This window comes from Kitasatospora sp. NPDC036993 (genome assembly GCF_055607525.1).
In genome coordinates this window covers 1-15,524 of the sequence record NZ_JBVJRP010000028.1, presented here as the reverse complement: position 1 = coordinate 15,524, position 15,524 = coordinate 1, and the positions used below count along the sequence as shown (strand labels likewise).

General features: G+C 71.7%; 14 protein-coding genes. 9 read left to right on the top strand and 5 right to left on the bottom strand.

All coding sequences use genetic code 11. From position 1 onward, the window contains the following. The first annotated feature begins 9 nt into the window (after positions 1-9). From ACZ7C5_RS35800 to ACZ7C5_RS35780, 5 genes are all read left to right on the top strand, one after another. Positions 10-1,029 carry an aldo/keto reductase gene (locus ACZ7C5_RS35800; RefSeq protein ID WP_470324275.1) on the top strand — a complete coding sequence of 340 codons (1,020 nt, stop codon included), beginning with the start codon at positions 10-12 and terminating at the stop codon, positions 1,027-1,029. A 233-nt stretch (positions 1,030-1,262) separates the two neighbouring features. Then, positions 1,263-2,531: a polysaccharide deacetylase family protein gene (locus ACZ7C5_RS35795; protein ID WP_401092472.1), complete on the top strand. Its 1,269-nt coding sequence runs from the start codon at positions 1,263-1,265 to the stop codon at positions 2,529-2,531. A 560-nt stretch (positions 2,532-3,091) separates the two neighbouring features. Then, on the top strand, positions 3,092-3,721 hold the full coding sequence (locus tag ACZ7C5_RS35790) for an HAD family hydrolase (protein ID WP_401092471.1): 630 nt from the start codon (positions 3,092-3,094) through the stop codon (positions 3,719-3,721). A 100-nt stretch (positions 3,722-3,821) separates the two neighbouring features. Beyond that, positions 3,822-5,006 carry a helix-turn-helix domain-containing protein gene (locus ACZ7C5_RS35785; RefSeq protein WP_401092470.1) on the top strand — a complete coding sequence of 395 codons (1,185 nt, stop codon included), beginning with the start codon at positions 3,822-3,824 and terminating at the stop codon, positions 5,004-5,006. Between the two features lie 282 nt (positions 5,007-5,288). After that, positions 5,289-5,741, top strand: a complete 453-nt coding sequence (locus ACZ7C5_RS35780) for a hypothetical protein (protein ID WP_470324274.1) — start codon at positions 5,289-5,291, stop codon at positions 5,739-5,741. Between the two features lie 77 nt (positions 5,742-5,818). Here the strand turns inward: ACZ7C5_RS35780 and ACZ7C5_RS35775 are convergent, their stop codons facing one another. After that, on the bottom strand, positions 5,819-5,980 hold the full coding sequence (locus tag ACZ7C5_RS35775; protein WP_401092468.1) for a hypothetical protein: 162 nt from the start codon (positions 5,978-5,980) through the stop codon (positions 5,819-5,821). A 278-nt stretch (positions 5,981-6,258) separates the two neighbouring features. Between ACZ7C5_RS35775 and ACZ7C5_RS35770 the strand changes: the two genes are divergently transcribed. Then, positions 6,259-6,804, top strand: a complete 546-nt coding sequence (locus ACZ7C5_RS35770; protein WP_470324273.1) for an NUDIX hydrolase — start codon at positions 6,259-6,261, stop codon at positions 6,802-6,804. 249 nt (positions 6,805-7,053) lie between these two features. Here ACZ7C5_RS35770 and ACZ7C5_RS35765 read toward each other — a convergent pair whose 3' ends face one another. The 4 genes from ACZ7C5_RS35765 to ACZ7C5_RS35750 all read right to left on the bottom strand — a co-directional run bounded on the left by ACZ7C5_RS35765 (position 7,054) and on the right by ACZ7C5_RS35750 (position 10,619). Continuing rightward, entirely contained in the window at positions 7,054-7,989 is a 936-nt protein-coding gene (locus ACZ7C5_RS35765) for a glycoside hydrolase family 19 protein (RefSeq protein ID WP_401092466.1), read from the bottom strand. 409 nt (positions 7,990-8,398) lie between these two features. Further along, positions 8,399-9,376, bottom strand: a complete 978-nt coding sequence (locus ACZ7C5_RS35760; RefSeq protein ID WP_470324272.1) for a hypothetical protein — start codon at positions 9,374-9,376, stop codon at positions 8,399-8,401. Continuing rightward, positions 9,373-9,732, bottom strand: coding sequence for a PadR family transcriptional regulator (locus ACZ7C5_RS35755; protein WP_401092464.1), 360 nt, complete (start codon positions 9,730-9,732; stop codon positions 9,373-9,375). The genes ACZ7C5_RS35760 and ACZ7C5_RS35755 overlap by 4 nt, the downstream gene beginning before the upstream one ends. A 272-nt stretch (positions 9,733-10,004) precedes the next feature. Then, positions 10,005-10,619 carry a class I SAM-dependent methyltransferase gene (locus ACZ7C5_RS35750; RefSeq protein WP_470324271.1) on the bottom strand — a complete coding sequence of 205 codons (615 nt, stop codon included), beginning with the start codon at positions 10,617-10,619 and terminating at the stop codon, positions 10,005-10,007. Between the two features lie 490 nt (positions 10,620-11,109). Between ACZ7C5_RS35750 and ACZ7C5_RS35745 the strand changes: the two genes are divergently transcribed. The 3 genes from ACZ7C5_RS35745 (at position 11,110) to ACZ7C5_RS35735 (ending at position 15,309) form a co-directional block, all read left to right on the top strand. Continuing rightward, complete coding sequence (locus tag ACZ7C5_RS35745; protein WP_401092461.1) at positions 11,110-11,409, top strand: hypothetical protein; 300 nt, start codon at positions 11,110-11,112, stop codon at positions 11,407-11,409. Positions 11,410-12,503: 1,094 nt separating this feature from the next. After that, positions 12,504-13,433 carry a PIG-L deacetylase family protein gene (locus tag ACZ7C5_RS35740; protein WP_401092460.1) on the top strand — a complete coding sequence of 310 codons (930 nt, stop codon included), beginning with the start codon at positions 12,504-12,506 and terminating at the stop codon, positions 13,431-13,433. 820 nt (positions 13,434-14,253) lie between these two features. Beyond that, entirely contained in the window at positions 14,254-15,309 is a 1,056-nt protein-coding gene (locus tag ACZ7C5_RS35735) for an ISL3 family transposase (protein WP_470324270.1), read from the top strand. Positions 15,310-15,524: the final 215 nt, after the last annotated feature.

The window sequence follows — 15,524 nt, the reverse complement described above, 5'->3', positions numbered from 1 at the left end:
AACACAGCCATGCAGTACCGCACCCTGGGCCGTACCGGCGTACAGGTCAGCTCCCTCGCACTCGGCGCGATGAACTTCGGCAGGATCGGGCGGACCAGCCAGGACGAGGCCACCGCCATCGTCGACGCCGCCCTGGCCGCCGGGATCAACCTGATCGACACGGCCGACGTGTACGGCGGCGGCGACTCGGAGGAGATGGTCGGCAAGGCCATCGCCGGCCGCCGCGACGACATCGTGCTGGCCACCAAGGCCGGTCTGCCGACGGGCGAGGAGCGCAACCACCGGGGCGCCTCGCGCCGTCGACTGGTCACGGCGCTGGACGGCAGCCTGCGCCGCCTCGGCGTCGACCACGTCGACCTCTACCAGATCCACCGCTGGGACCCGAGCACCGGCGACGAGGAGACCCTGTCCGCCCTGACCGACCTGCAACGCGCGGGCAAGATCCGCTACTTCGGCTCCTCCACCTTCCCCGCGTACCGCATCGTGCAGGGCCAGTGGGCCGCCCGCGAGCACCACCTGGGCCGCTACGTCACCGAGCAGCCCGGCTACTCGATCCTCCAGCGCGGCATCGAGGCCGACGTGCTGCCCGTGACGGAGGAGTACGGCCTCGGCGTGCTGGCGTGGAGCCCGCTCGCCTCGGGCTGGCTGTCGGGCGCGATCCGCGCGGGCCGGGAGATCACCACCAACCGCTCGACGTTCATGCCGCAGCGCTTCGACACCACCGTGCCGGCCAACCGGGCCAGGCTCGACGCGGTCGAGCAGCTGGCCACGGTCGCCGAGGACGCCGGCCTGACGATGATCCAGCTCGCGCTCGGATTCGTCACCGCGCACCCCGCCGTGACCAGCGCCCTCATCGGCCCCCGCACCCCGGACCACCTGCACGCCCAACTCGCCGCCGCCGACACCGTGCTCACGCCCGACGTGCTGGACGCGATCGACGCCGTCGTCGCCCCCGGCGTCGACCTCGCGGCACACGAGAAGAACGACACCCCGCCCGCCCTCCTCGACCCGTCCCGGCGCCGCCGCTGACGGGTCGCCGGCTGCGTCGGGACGACCGGCGGGCACCCGGCGGACCTCCCATTTGTGACGGCAATCACTGCAACCAAATCCCGTGCCACATAAGCGAGTTGCTCAAATCCACCCACCTGTCGTGGTTACACCGGCCATCCCTCGACAGGGGTCGATCAATAGTGTTCTGATGATCACATTCATTGATCACCTTCCGAACATCACCTGATCGAACATCAGAGAAATGGGGTCTCGTGCGGACTGCTCGCGGCACTGCCGTCCTGCTGGCGATGGGGGTCCTCGGGGCCTCCGCCCTGGCCACGGGATGCTCCGGCACACCGAGCAGACCCGCGGCCACCGCCACCGCCACCGGCCCCACCCCGGCCGCCACCACGCCGAGCACTCCGTCCGAGACACCCGCCCCGCCACCGCCCGTTCCCACCCCCACCTGGGACGGCCAGGTCAGGATCCTCGGCGACGGCTCCACCTCCGACACCGGCCCGCAGCCCAAACAGCCCACGCCCGAGCGGCTGAAACCCGGCGAGAAACCGCCCCAGTTCGTCGTCTTCTCCTGGGACGGCGCCCTGGAGGGCGACGATCGCCTGTTCTCCCGCTTCCGCAAACTCGGCACCGAGAACAACGCCCAGATGACCTTCTTCCTGAGCGGCCTCTACACCCTCCCCAAGTCCAAGAGCACCCTCTACCACCCACCCCAGCACAACCCCGGCGCCGCCTCCATCGACTACGCCACCGACCCCCACATCAAGGACACCCTGGAGCAGCTGCGCCTGGCCTGGCAGGACGGAAACGAGATCGGCACCCACTTCAACGGGCACTTCTGCAACGCCAAGGGCGGCGGCGACTGGAGCACCGAGGAGTGGAAGAGCGAACTCGACCAGGCGATCTCCTTCGTCACCAACTGGAAGACCAACACCGGATTCAAGGACCTCCCGCCACTCCCCTTCGACTACACCAAGGAACTGGTCGGCGGCCGCGCCCCCTGCCTGGAGGGCCAGAAGAACCTGCTCCCCGCCGAAAAGGCGACGGGCTTCCGCTACGACGCCAGCTCCCCGGGCGAGTTCCAGGTCTGGCCCGTCAAGAAGGAGGGCATCTGGAACTTCCCGCTCCAGATGCTCCCGTACTCGGGCAAGTCCACCCAGAGCCTCTCGATGGACTTCAACTTCCTGGCCAACCAGTCCGGGAACAGCACCAACGGCGACCCCAAGAAGTACGACACCTGGGAGAAGGAGACCCGCGACAGCTACCTCGCCGGCTTCGAACGCGTCTACAACGGCAGCCGCGCCCCGCTCTTCATCGGCAACCACTTCGAGGACTGGAACGGCGGCATCTACATGCAGGCCATCGAGGACGTGATGAAGAGCGTGTGCAAGCGCGACGGCGTCCGCTGCGTCTCCTTCCGCCAGGTCGCCGACTGGCTCGACGTCCAGGACCCCAAGGTGCTCGACAAGCTGCGCCAGCTCGACCCCGCCCAACCGGCCGACTGGTCCCGCCTGACGAAGTGACCGGAGCGCCACCCCTCGGCGGCCGGGGTCCCGCGCCATGGCGCGGGACCCGGGCCGCCGTCCGGATCGGGCTGCCGCCTTCGGTCACGTGGCATGATGCACAGGCACTTTGACACCTCGACAACTCCCACAGGGCAACGCCTGGACGCTGATGCGTCGGCTCGCGCAAAGAAATGGCAAAGCCGCCGCATCACCCCAGGTCGCAAAGGGTCCTCCCCGCACCCGCGCGGGTCAGCCGAAGTCGGCGGAGGATCCGGCACCCTCGAAGGGGTCCTCCCCGGCACCCGCGGGGGTCAGCCGATCGGCGGCAAGGGCGGCGGGGCCTACGAGCGGTCCTCCCCGCACCCGCGCGGGTCAGCCGGCGGCGAGGTAGGCCTGACGCGCCGCGTCCACGTCTCCGCCCGCCGCGGAGCCCCCATCATCGCCCGGTCGGCGGCCACGACGACAGCGTGCAGCGGCAGTGCAGTGGGCATGCCCTCATCGTACGGCCGAGGTCGGACAACGCAGGTCAGGGACGCCGAGCGCGGGCGCGCAACGGCCAGGTCACTAGGCTGCCCGACATGTTGCGCTCCGTGGTGTTCGACATCGGCGAGACCCTCACCAGCGATACCAGGTACTGGGGTGACTGGGCCCGCTGGCTCGGCGTCCCCACACACACCATGTCGGCTCTGGTCGGCTCGGTGCTGGCTCAGGGCCGCGACAACGCGGACGCGATTCGGATCGTGCGGCCGGGCGTGGATGTCGCGGCGGAGTGGCGGGCCCGGCAGGCGGCCGGTCAGGGCGACCGACTGGACGAGACGGACCTCTACCCGGACGTACGCCCCGCCCTGTCTTGGCTGCGTGAGGCAGGTCTGTGGGTGGGCATCGCGGGCAACCAGAACGCGGCCGTGTCCAGCCTCCTGCGCGACCTCGATCTGCCGGCGGACTCCATCGCCACCTCGGCCGAGTGGGGCGTCGCGAAGCCGGCAGCCCGCTTCTTCGAGCGGGTGATCAGGTGGGCGCCGGGCGAGCCGAACGAGATCGTGTACGTCGGCGACCACCCGGTGAACGACATCACCCCGGCCCGGGCGGCCGGCCTGCGAACCGTGCACCTTCGCCGCGGCCCGATCGGGCTGACCACCACAGCGCCGGACGCGGACTGGACGGTTGGCTCGCTGACCGAGCTGGCAGATCTGCTCGTCAGCCGGTAGCGGGATCGCCCCGATGGTGTGCACCGTCGGGGCGATCCCGCACGGCGCCGTGCTGGCACCGGTACCGTTCCGAGCGCGACCACGGAAACGGAGCCACCCGATGCCCGGAACCACTGTTGTAGCGCTCGGCCAGCAGATCGAAACCGCCCGGCACGCGGCCACATTGACGCGCCGACAGGTCTGCGCTGCTTCGGGGGTGAGCATCAGCATGCTCCGCAAGGTCGAGAACGGCGAACGTCGGCCCTCCGACGCCGTCCTGGAAGCGCTGGCCCGGGCGGTGCGGACGTCCCCGGAGGATCTGCTGGACGGGCCTCGCCGCACCGACAGCCGGGTACACCAAGCCATCCCGGCTCTGCGCCAGGTCATCGCGGCTTACGACCTGCCGGCGGACGGTCCGGTACGGCCGCTCCGCCTCCTCGCGGCCGACGTCGAAACCGCCGTCGAGAACCGAGTGGAGGCCCGGTACGCGCATCTCGTCGAACAGATGCCGATCCTGCTGGAGGAGCTGTTCCGCGCGGCTGACCAGGCTCGTGGGCGGGAGCAGGAGGAAGTCGCCCGGCTTCTGGCGCTGGCAGTGCGGTCGGCGGACGCGGTGGCTTACAAGTACGGGTACCACGACCTCAGCGGCCGCTTGGTGGAGTTGATGCGGTGGGCGTCCGGGTCCGCCGGAGACCCGGCGCTTGACGCGGCCGCTGCGTACGTTCGTACGGAAACCCACTTCGCCGCCGGTCATCTTGCCGCCGGCCTCCGGTCGCTGCGGACTGCGGTCGACAGGATGCCCGCTCCGTCCTCGGAGCGGCTGGCCGCGGCAGCGGCTGCTCTGCACATGCGGGCCGCGGTGGTGGCCGGCCGGATGCGGCAGGCCGACGACGCCCGGCTCCATCTGCGGGAGGCCGAGGTCCTGGCCGGCCGAGTGCCGGAACGGTTGTACGACGGCACTGCGGTGGGGCTGGACTCCCTGGAGGTCCACCGGCTGGCGGTAGCGGTGGAGCTCGGGGAACCGGGGGATCTCCAGGAGGCGGCGGATGCCGCGGCACGGTGGGCCCCGCCCCGGGATCTCCCCGCCGAGCGTCGCTCGCACTACTACATCGACCTCGGGCGGGCCCAGGTACGGCTCGGCCGCCCGCAGCACGCTGTCGAGAGCCTGCTGGTCGCCCGGCAGATCGCACCGCAGCACGTCCGCGAGCACGGGCAGGTGCGGACCGAGCTGGCAACGATGGTCCGGCTGACCCGGGGACGCGACGCCCGGGTGATGGCGCTCGCCCGGTGGGCTCGGGCCGTGTAGGTGTCACAGGTTGTGGCACTTCCGGGGGGAGCGGGCGGGGATCGTAACCGGTGTGACGGCAACACTGAACTCACTCACCGTGGATCCGGCCGTGATCAGCCCGGCGAGGCTCCGTGGAGAGGCATGCGTGACGTGCGGCTCGCCTGAGCTGCCGCTGGTCCCGGCCGGCCACGTTCATACCCCGACCGGCCCCGGCACGGCACCGCTCGGCTGGGCTGTGGTCGCGCACCCGGGCTGCCGGCCCGAGGAGCGTGCCGAATGAGTCTTACTGGCCCTCTCACGGTGTCGATCGACGGGCACCTCGTTCCCGTGACGCTGCCGCCTCGTGAGGCCCTGGAGACACTGCGGCAGGCGGTGTGCGCACTGCCGATCAGCGGATACGAGCGGCAGGCGATGCGGCGACTGTTGGACAGCTCCGGCGCCGACCTGGAGTACCGGATGAACGGCGACGAGACCACCGACTGGCCCGTGTCCCTGGATGACGGCACCCTCGCGATCGTGCGCGTGTCGTACGGCGACCGGCTGACCTGCCGGCAGCGTGTGGCGGCCCGCTACGATCCCCGCCGGGCGGAGCGCCGGGGCGGCCGGCCCGAGGAATGGGTCGTGTGGGACCTGGAACGCGACGTCGCGGCCGCGCAGAGGCTGGGCTCCGAGTCCGCCGCCCGCGAGTGGATCCGCCGACAGGTCCAGCTCGCGAACTACCAGTCGGGTCCCGCGTCCGAGGCTGCCCGGTGACCGGCCCCAGGGGCATCTCGGGGATCACCGCGTTCGGTTCCCTGTCGGGGGTGCTCCCCCGCTCCGTCGTCGCCCCGCTACTGCCGGGGTGTCTCGGTCTCCTCCGCCTCCTCGTCCACCACCACCTCGTCCGGCGGCGGCATCAGCGGCTGTCTCAGCCCACGGTTCGGGCCTCGGGTGCCGCGTGCGCGTTGGGCGCGCCAACGGCCCTGGTCGCTCGGGTCGACGGTTCCGCTCATCAAGTCCTCCTCGTGTCGGCCGAGTCCATCATCGTGGCTCGCACTCGGGCGGGCACATGTCCGGGTCGCGCCGGCCGTGTCGTGATGGCCGGCGGCCGCCTCGGGCTCCCGGGCTCCGGCCACGATCCCCTCGACAGGACCGGTCGGCAGTCCGGAGTACCGGCGGTCAAGGGCCGCGTCCGGCGGCTCCAGCGCCCCCCGCACCGTCCGGCACGGGAGCTTGCCCCGCACGTGAGAGGGTCGGGAACGCACCTGGTACGCACGTGAGGAGACCTGTCGTGAAGTGGGAGACGTTCGGACGCCGGCAGGTCTACGGCAGCCCCTGGGTCGAGGTGTGGCTGGACGAGGTCGAGGTCCCGGGCATCGGCCGGATCGACCACCACGTCGTCCGCTACCCCCGCGCGTCGACCTCCGCCGTCGTCACCGACGACCAGGGCCGGTTCCTCCTCCTCCACCGGCACCGGTTCATCACCGGGCGGTGGGGCTGGGAGGTCCCGGCCGGATGGGCCGAGCCCGGCGAGGACCCGGCGGCGGCGGTCGCCCGCGAGGTGGAGGAGGAGACCGGCTGGCGCCCGGGCCGCGTCGAGCTGCTGACCGAGTACGACGCCATGGCCGGGATCTCGGACGCGCACTTCCGCGCCTACCACGTCACCGGCTGCACCCGGACCGGAGAGCCCGAGGACGTGTCCGAGTCGACCCGGGTGGAGTGGCTGACCGAGGCCGAGGTGGTCGAGCTGCTGGTCGGCGGCCAGATCGCGGACGGGCCTTCGCACGCCGCGCTCTCCTACTACCTGGGCCCGTACCGGCTGAGCCGTCGCGCCTGAACCCTCGGTGCACATCCGCTACGTCACCCATGTAGCCCACGGTGGAACGGGTGTTGTTCGACCGTCCGACCCCGATCGGGTTCGGCTACACGACCAAACCGGCGCGTCCGCGAGCGGGAGCGGTCGCTGGGCGACAACGCCCCACTCCGGCAAGGCCGTCCGCCACCCGCTGTTGCGCTCGGGCATCGCCGTCACGATGCCCGAGCGCCCGGACCGGGTTCTACGAACTCACAGACCGGCCCGAAGTGCTCAGCAGCTCAGGTTGTTGCCGGGCACGGTGCCGATCAGCTGGGTGAAGCGCTGGTAGGCGTTGATCCGGCTCTGCACCTGCGCCGGGTTGCCGCCGTTGCACTCCAGGGAGCCGTTGATGCTGCGGATGGTCTCGCCGAAGCCGTAGCCGTTGACGATCGCGTTGTGCGGGGTCATGGTGCCAGGGCCGTTCTGGGTGTTCCAGTACCAGAGGGCGGTCTTCCAGGCGACGGCCGGGTCGGTCTGCACCAGGTTGGGGTTGTGCAGCAGGTCGATGCCGAGGGCGTCGCCGGCCGCCTTGTAGTTGAAGTTCCAGCTCAGCTGGATCGGGCCGCGCCCGTAGTACGCGGACTGGCCGGCCGGGCAGCCGTACGACTGCGAACTGTCGCAGTAGTGGGGGTAGTTGGCGGTGTTCTGCTCGACCACGTAGACCAGTGCGCCGGTCTCGTGGTTGACGTTGGCCAGGAAGGCCGCGGCCTCCTGCTTGCGGACGGTGTCGCTGCCGGTGGCCGCGAAGGCGGGGTAGGCGGCGAGGGCGTCGATCAGGCCCTGGTAGGTGTAGAAGGGGTTCCGGTTCGGGAACATCTGGTCGAACTGGGCCTGGCTGACGGGGAATGCGCCCGGCTTCGGCGTGCTGGTGGACGTCGGCGTGACGGTCGACGTCGGGGTCGGGGTCGTCGTCGGGCCGGTGCCGCAGCCGCCCTGGTCGGACCAGACGCCGGAACCGCCGGTGCTGGGCGGCTCGTTCTGGGTCCACCACTTGGCGAGCCAGTTGTGGCCGTTGTAGGAGACGGCGGCGCCGCCGGTGTAGACGGCCGAGGAGTTCCAGGGCCCGGCGCAGACGGCGGCGCTGGCGTTGGCCGCGGGCAGCAGCAGGACCACCGCCAGTGCCGTGGCGACGGCGGAGAGCAGTGCGAGCAGGCGTTTCGTGGACACTTGATCACCCCTTGTGCGGTGTGGGGCCGCACGGTCGTGGAGGTAGGGACGTCGGGGCAGGGGAGCCGAGCCCCGCGGGTGGGGGCACGTCGTGGGGGACGGGCCGACCGGGGTGCGGGCCGGTGCGGGGCTGCCCCAGACTCAAGCGGAGTGGTCTATACCTGTCAAGGGGTTACGGGGAAAAGAGGCACCCCGCGGAACGGTCGCGGCCTGCTCGGCGGTGTCCTCGGGTCCACCGTGCCGCCCTCGCGCCACCCTCGCGCCGCCCTCGTGCCGCCCTCCGCGGCATGGTCAGGCCCCTTCGTCCGGAAGGACGGACGGGAAGACGGGCGGACGAGCCCCCGACCCCGCCTCGCCCAGGTCCGGGCGGCCACCCCGCCCGGACCGGACACGTAGGTGCCCCGGACCGTCACATCGGGTCGGACGCCCCCGATCGGGCCGGCCCGGCGAGGCGGGTGCGCCGCATGGTGCGCCGCAGGACGCCGGCGGCGGTGGCGGCGGCCAGGAAGCCGAGGACCACGGCGCTGTTGCGCAGCAGGTCGTGGGCGTCGATCGGGATGTTGCGGTAGAGGGGCGGAGCGGCCATGGCCGTCCAGGGCAGGACGGCCAGCGCGACTCCGGCGGTCTGTAGGCGGTCGCTGTCCGGGCTGCCGAGGTGCAGGAGGTAGGCGAGGGCCATGACGAGCGCCGGCCAGGCCGTGGAGGCGTCGAGCGCGATCTGCTGGAGCGGCGGGAAGACGACGTCGGCGTGGTTCTCGGGCCAGGTGCCCAGCCACAGGGTCGCGATACCGCTCATCGGCAGGGCGACGGCGACCGCCGAGGCCACGGCCCGGGCGCGGTTCCGCGCCGAGAAGTCGACGGCGTCGGGCGGCGCGAGCAGCACCAGGGCGCCCATCGCGGCCCAGAGGTCGAGCAGGTCCGCGGACGGGCCGAACGCCGCCCCCGGACGGAGCTGGGACGCCACGACGGCGACCAGGACGAGGACCCGGGCCGCGTTCCAGCGGCCGAGGAGGGCGCCCAGCAGGGCGAGGCCCCAGGGGGCGCCCACCGCGGCCGAGACCACTCCCGTACGGGAACTGTGGAGAAACAGCCCGGTCAGCAGGTGGACCGCGCCCAGGGCGGCTCCGCCGGCGAGCAGGAACGGCGCGGCACCGGCGAGTACCCGGCCCGCAGGGTCGCGGGAGCTGAGCCGGGTACGCAGCCGCAGGGCGTGTGCGGCGAGGACGGACCACTCGCGCAGGGCGGTGCGGCGATCGGCGTGCCGGACGGACTCCGCGAGGACGGCCGCGATCTCCTCACCGTGCGCGGCACGGTACCCGGCCGGGTAGAGGCCGCGCAGGGGAAGCCGGCGCAGCAGCCCGGCAGCGGGCAGGTGCGAGTCGGTCATGCCGTCCCCCCGTTCGTCCGCAGCGCCGGGCGGAGGCCGCCGAGGGCGAGCCGGCGCTCGGCCTCGACCGCGCCGGCGCGCAGCCGTCGCGTCTCCTCGGCCAGGACGCCCCGGCCCTGTTCGGTCAGGGCGAAGCTGCGGCGCAGGCGTCCGTTCACGACCTCCTCGTGGTCGACCTGGATGAGTCCTTGCTGGAGCAGGCGGTCCAGCGCCGTGTAGAGGGTGCCGGTGAGCATCTTGGTCCGGCCTTCGGTGATCGCCAGGACTTCCTGGAGGATCGCGTATCCGTGCCGGGGCTCGTCGGCCAGCGCGGTGAGCACGAGCCTTGTCGGCTCCTGTAGTTGAGGATGTGCCATGGCGTGACCATAGATCAATCATTGAGATATATCGATGGTTGAGCTATTGCGGTGGCAGAGGCGGTTCGGTAGCGGTGACGGCGGGGATGACCGCTCAGCGAGCCATCGGGCTCAGGACTCGCCGGGCTTGACCGTCCGGGCCTCAACTACCGCGCCCCGGAGCCGAACCAGCACCTTCCCGGCCCCTGGTTGGGGCGGCCTTCGCCGGGGCGGTCGGGCTGCTTGCCGTCCCAGGTAGACCTCGTCGGCGGGAGTCGATTACGTTCGGGTGATCACCGACGCCCTGGTCCGGGGCACCGAGGAGCCGTCGACGCACCCTTCCGATTCACGGCACGCCGCGCGTGTGGCTGCCTACGGGGCCGTCGCCACCCGCCTGTCCCTGCTGAGCGACCGGCGACTCGGCGAGGTCGTGGCGTCCGCTCCTCCGGTCGGATCCGGCATCGGCGGCAGGTGGCCGCGAGCTGGTCCAGGGAGCCGAAGTACCAGGAGCAGTGCGCCAGGACCACGTGGTCGAACCCGCCGTTGGGGAAGGTGACCGCCTCGTCGAGGACGTCCAGGCCGAGGCGGAAGTCGATGCGGGAGCCCAACGGGGTCGCCTTGAGGTGTTTCGCCGACTGTCCCAGGGTGACCGGGGCACCGTACGAGGGATCGGCGATGTCGACGGCGACCACCCGGCCCCGCGGACCGACGGCCTCGGCAAGGACGGCCGTGGTGTCGCCCTGTCCGCAGCCGACCTCCAGGACCGACGCTCCGGCCGGGATGTCCCAGCCGGAGACGAGTGCGGCCCGGTAGCGGGTCTGGGCCGGCTGGAATCCGGGGGACACGTCGGCGGTGGCCATGGCGGCCGCGATCGAGGGTGCCTTCGCTGTCAGTTCGGTCGCGTTCACGGGATCCTTCCGGTACTGCCGGGCCGTCCGTGGAACGGTACTGGCTAGGCGCCGCAGCCGATACCGCCGGAGCCTTGGTACCGGCGCCGTCGCATCGCGCGCTTCACTCTCAGCGACGGCTCCCCGGCCGGGGAGCAGGTGCGGGCGTGCTTCGGACCGGACGGTTCGAGGAGGCCATCGCGCCGTACGGGCGGCAGCGGCCGGCCGAACACGTGCTGAGTGTGAGTGTCCAGTCCCGCCCGACACGGCGGTACACGGCCCGGAACCGTGACGGAGGCGCGGAGGCTCACCAGGTCATCGCTAGGCTGTGAGTGATCGGCCGTGCTCGAAAGGCCGTGACGGAACAGTGCTGTCGAGCCCGCGTCCGACGCGGGGCCCCACGGCCTGGGCGAGGGGGTGCGCGGTGTATCCGTTGGGGCTTGGTGTGGTGTCGTGGTGGTGGCTCGCGATCCTGGCGACGGCGGTGTTCTGGGCGGTCCTGGTGCCGGGAATGCCCACCCCCACGCACCGGATCAGCATGGCGCTGGCGCCGGCCGCGATGGCGGTCTTCGGGGTCGGCAGCCACTACGCGAAGCACATGGACACGGCCGCGGTGCTCGCCATGTACTCGTTCGCGGTGGTGTCCTTCCCGGTGGGAATGATCGGCCACCGCAGGAAGTTCGCGCAGAACCTGACGGAGGCGCAGCGGAGGGGCGAGTCGGAGGAGAACACCTGGCCTCCCGCCATGATGGCGCAGGTCTTCGTGTCCCTTGCCGTATGCGGAGCCGCGGCGATCTGGGCTACCCGGTAGGCGGTTCGGTCCGCTGTCCGCCCGGTCGGACCCTGGTCGGGGTCATCGGCACGGTCATCTACCTGCGGGCCGCACCCCGGGTCCTGTCCGAGAACGGTTCCGCGGCGACGGTGACGGCCGCCCGCTGACCCCCGCGGCCAACGACCTGGCCGCGGCAGTGCGGGGCGGGGTACGGCGACCGTCCGGCGGTCCGGGACGGCTGTTGGGCCGGGTACCAGGTGGAACGGCGGGCAACACGACGGCGGCAGGCCTGGCCGGGTGCGCCGCCTGGCCGTCTCCCGTCTGCGGACCCGGCGCGGAACGACCCCGATCACCGGTCAGGGGCCTTGTCGGACGTCGCCGCGTTGCCCGTACGGCTTACTCCTCGTCGGTCAGGGCCTTGGTGCGTCCGATTCCGGAACGTCCGCCCACGCTGAACCAGCCCACAGGGCCCAGGGTGTGCAGGCCGGCCTGGCGGTGCCAGGGGTCAGGGCGCCCCTCCGTCCGACCGCACACCGTCAGACCCGGTGGAGCCGCGACAGCCGACCGGCCCGGCGCAGGGGCGTAGGCGTAGGCGTACACGACGTTGACGGCGGGCCGGCGGCGGGCCCGAGGTCGGGCAGGGCCGTGACGCAGCGGCGCCCTCACCGGGTCACGTCGCCTCAGGGCCGCACCCGGTGACCGGGCAACCGTGTGCCGCCGCCGGCGATGAGGGCCGGGGCCGGGGAGCGGAGTACCGGGTCGGGGCCGGAGTGGGAACCCGGTCCTCGTTCCGACGGGTGACGCCCGGCGACGGGTGCGCTTCGTAGTCTCGGGGGCGTGACCGGGCAGTTCGTCCGCCGGGCGGCTCACCCGGAACGGGCCGCCGTCACCTCCGACTCCCCTTTCCCGTGCCGCCCTCGTGGCGCCGCTTTCCAAGGAGCCTGCGCATGGCCGATCGTCACTTCCCTCGCCGCCACCGTGATACCACCGCTTCCACTGGCGACCGTCCAGCCACCGGTGCGGCCGCCGCGACGTGGCCGGGTGAACTGTCTGGTGGCGGTCGTGCGTCGACCGGAACGGGTCCCTCCGCGCGGGGCGGGACGGAGCCCCGGTGGGGCCGGCAGGAGGCAGCGATGGCCGACATCGGCGGTGCTGGCCTGTCCCGGCGGCGGGTGCTGACGGCGGGCGCGCTGGCCGGGGCGACGCTCCTGGGCACCGGCCTGTCGGGGGGCAAGGCCTCGGCCGCGTCCGCCCCGGCGATCTTCTACTCGCCGCACCAGGACGACGAGGTGCTGGGCCTGGCCGGGTCGATCCTGGAGCACAAGGCGGCCGGACGGCCCGTGTACCTGGTGCTGGTGACACAGGGCGAGAACGACGGGCTGGCGAGGATCATGAACGAGAAGGACGCGGAGGGCAAGAAGATGGAGTGCGAGCTGCGCAAGAAGAACCTCTGCGCGGCCCACGGCCCCCACGGACTGAACTGGCCGACCGACGGTGTCAGCATGGTCGTGCCCTCCCGGACCGCGGAGTTCATGGCCTCGGCCGCCGTCCTCGGCGTCGACAAGGTGATCAACCTGAAGGTCCCCGATTCCCCGTACGGAGGAGTCGACGCCTTCGCCCAGTTCACCAAGACGGTCAAGTCGAAGATCGCGTCCATCGCGGCGCAGTACCCGGGTGCTTCGCACAAGTTCACCGCGGGCTGGCTGGAGGTCACCGACACCCACAAGGCGATCACCGACGCGGCCGTGCAGCTGGCGCGCGAGGGCAAGCTCTCCGACGTGCGCTTCAACTTCGTCTACGCCTACGACCAACCGCTCGCCTCCCGTGCCAACGGCGCCGCCTACGTGCTGAACATCCCCTCGGCCCACATGGACACCAAGCGCGACGCCATCTACTGCTACAACACCTGGAACCCGTCCCGGAACCTCTACGCGCTCGGCTACCACAGCGTCCCGGCCAAGATGGAGAGCGCGCACAGCGACCCGCACGAGTACGTCTTCGCCCTCCCCAACTCCTCGTACAAGTACGGGCAGATCACCGTGGGACGTCCGGACTGGTCCTGACGGGCCGCCGACGGCCTCGGCGGAGACCTGTTCTCCCTGCGCGACAACCGACTGGAGCGGGGCGTTACCCGGGATGCGGCCTTCGGGGACGCATCCCGGGGCGGCCGGATCTACCAGGTGATCAGTGCGTAACCGGGGCCGCCGGGAGCGCCGCTCCGGCCGCTCCGGCCGCTCCGGCCGCTCTGGCCAGCGGCGCCGGGTTCGTTGTCCGCGCCGCAGGGGGGTGTCGCCCAGGCCGCCGTTGCCGCCCTGGCCGCCGCCTCCTCCCGCGCCGCCGACGCCCCAGAGGTGCACGACGAGCCGGCCCACCCCCGCCGGCACCGTGAACGTACCCCTTGTGGTGAACGCCTGCTCACCAGTGGCCCGCACCGTCCCCGCGCCCACGGCAGCCGCACTCTGCGCCGGGCCCAGCGGGCCGCCGAGAACACCCCAGCCCAACGCGAACACACCCGGCACCGCCACCACCCGCCGACACCGCCGGCCCACCCCCACCACACCACGACCACGCTCGAACACCGGGCCTCCTCCAGGTAGCCGGCCCCCGCCCGACCGTCACTCCGAGGCTGCCCGTGCCGTTCGTACCCCACCCCTCCGCTACTGCCCTCTCGACACGTGCGAAGGCGCGGCCCGGCGCGCGGCCGACAGGGCACGCCGGTACTCATGGACAGGAGGTGTCTCCCGAACCAGCCTGCCCGCGAAACGAATCCGACGGTGCGCCGGCCACGATGCCGGCGTACCGAACGCCGAACGCGCGGAGGCTGGCACCTCCTGGGCGACCGCATCCCGCGCCTCCTGACGCACCGCCCGGGGTGACCCAGCCGTGCCCGTCGAGTCAAGGGCACGGGACGGCAGGGGCCGAGGCCCCGGTGCACCACATCAGCAAGCCGATGCCCGGGCGGCCCGCATCGCCCCTGCGCAAGGGCCACGTCTATGGCACCCTGCTGATCAACATGGAGACCCGTCGTCCCGTCGCCCCGTCGACCTGCTGCCCGACCGCGAGGCCGCCACCCTCGCCCGCTGGCTGACCGAACACCCCGGCGTCGAGGTCATCTGCCGCGACCGCGCCACCGCCTACGCCGAAGGCGCCCGCCTCGGCGCACCGAACGCGGTCCAAGTCGCTGACCGCTGGCACCTGTTCCACAACCTCACCGAAGCTGTGGAGCGCTGCGTCACCCGACACTCCCGCCAACTGCGCGAACCCGACCACGTCCCCACCCCCGAGGAATCCGCGGCGGCCCTCGCCAAACTGGAGAAGATCACCCAGGCGGCGAAGACGGGTAGGGGCGCCCACCGATACGCAGACCGCACCCGCGAGCGGCACCAGGCCATCCACGCGCTGCTCGACCAGGGCCTGTCCCGGCGGGAGATCAGCCGCCGGCTGGACCTGGCTCGCGGCACAGTACGCAGGTTCGCCCACGCCGGCATCCCCGAGGAACTCGTGGTCGGCAAGTGGCAGGGCCGCACCAGCGTTCTGGACGACTACAAGCCCTACCTCCACCAGCGGTGGCAGGAAGGCTGCACCACGGCGAAGACACTCTTCGAGGAGATCAAGGCCACCGGCAACACCGGCGGCCTGACGGTCCTGCGAGACTACCTGCGGCCCCTACGATCCGGCGCCGAACCGCAGGCCGCTCCCCCCGGACGCCACCAGCTGGTCGACTGGATCGGCAACGTGAAATCCACCGACCTGCCCGAGTTGGTGTCGTTCGTGAACGGGATCGGTTCTGATCTCGGAGCGGTGGTGGCGGGGTTGAGTCTGCCGTTCAGTTCGGGAGCGGTGGAGGGGCAGGTGAACCGGATCAAGATGGTGAAGCGCCAGATGTTCGGCCGCGCCGGCCTGGACCTCCTGCGCAAGCGAGTACTCCTCGCAGCGTGACCGGTATCCTCTCTCGGCACGGTCGGTGACGGCAGCATGTCAGCACGGAAAGTGATCCAGAACCCGAATTCAGCCGTTGCCGACAAACAGGGGATGAGCCCGGGGAATCGTGTGGACACCTCAGCCCATGTGCGGGTAGCGGTAGTCCGTCGGCGGGACGAAGGTCTCCTTGACCGAGCGGGTGGAGGTCCAGCGCGCCAGGTTCTGCTTGGCGC

Excerpts from the sequence above, each read along its gene's own strand:
- ACZ7C5_RS35800 (WP_470324275.1), top strand. The coding sequence starts at position 10 with ATGCAGTACCGCACCCTGGGCCGTACCGGCGTACAGGTCAGCTCCCTC.
- ACZ7C5_RS35790 (WP_401092471.1), top strand. The coding sequence starts at position 3,092 with ATGTTGCGCTCCGTGGTGTTCGACATCGGCGAGACCCTCACCAGCGAT.
- ACZ7C5_RS35785 (WP_401092470.1), top strand. The coding sequence starts at position 3,822 with ATGCCCGGAACCACTGTTGTAGCGCTCGGCCAGCAGATCGAAACCGCC.
- ACZ7C5_RS35775 (WP_401092468.1), bottom strand. The coding sequence starts at position 5,980 with ATGAGCGGAACCGTCGACCCGAGCGACCAGGGCCGTTGGCGCGCCCAA.
- ACZ7C5_RS35760 (WP_470324272.1), bottom strand. The coding sequence starts at position 9,376 with ATGACCGACTCGCACCTGCCCGCTGCCGGGCTGCTGCGCCGGCTTCCC.
- ACZ7C5_RS35755 (WP_401092464.1), bottom strand. The coding sequence starts at position 9,732 with ATGGCACATCCTCAACTACAGGAGCCGACAAGGCTCGTGCTCACCGCG.
- ACZ7C5_RS35745 (WP_401092461.1), top strand. The coding sequence starts at position 11,110 with ATGCCCACCCCCACGCACCGGATCAGCATGGCGCTGGCGCCGGCCGCG.
- ACZ7C5_RS35740 (WP_401092460.1), top strand. The coding sequence starts at position 12,504 with ATGGCCGACATCGGCGGTGCTGGCCTGTCCCGGCGGCGGGTGCTGACG.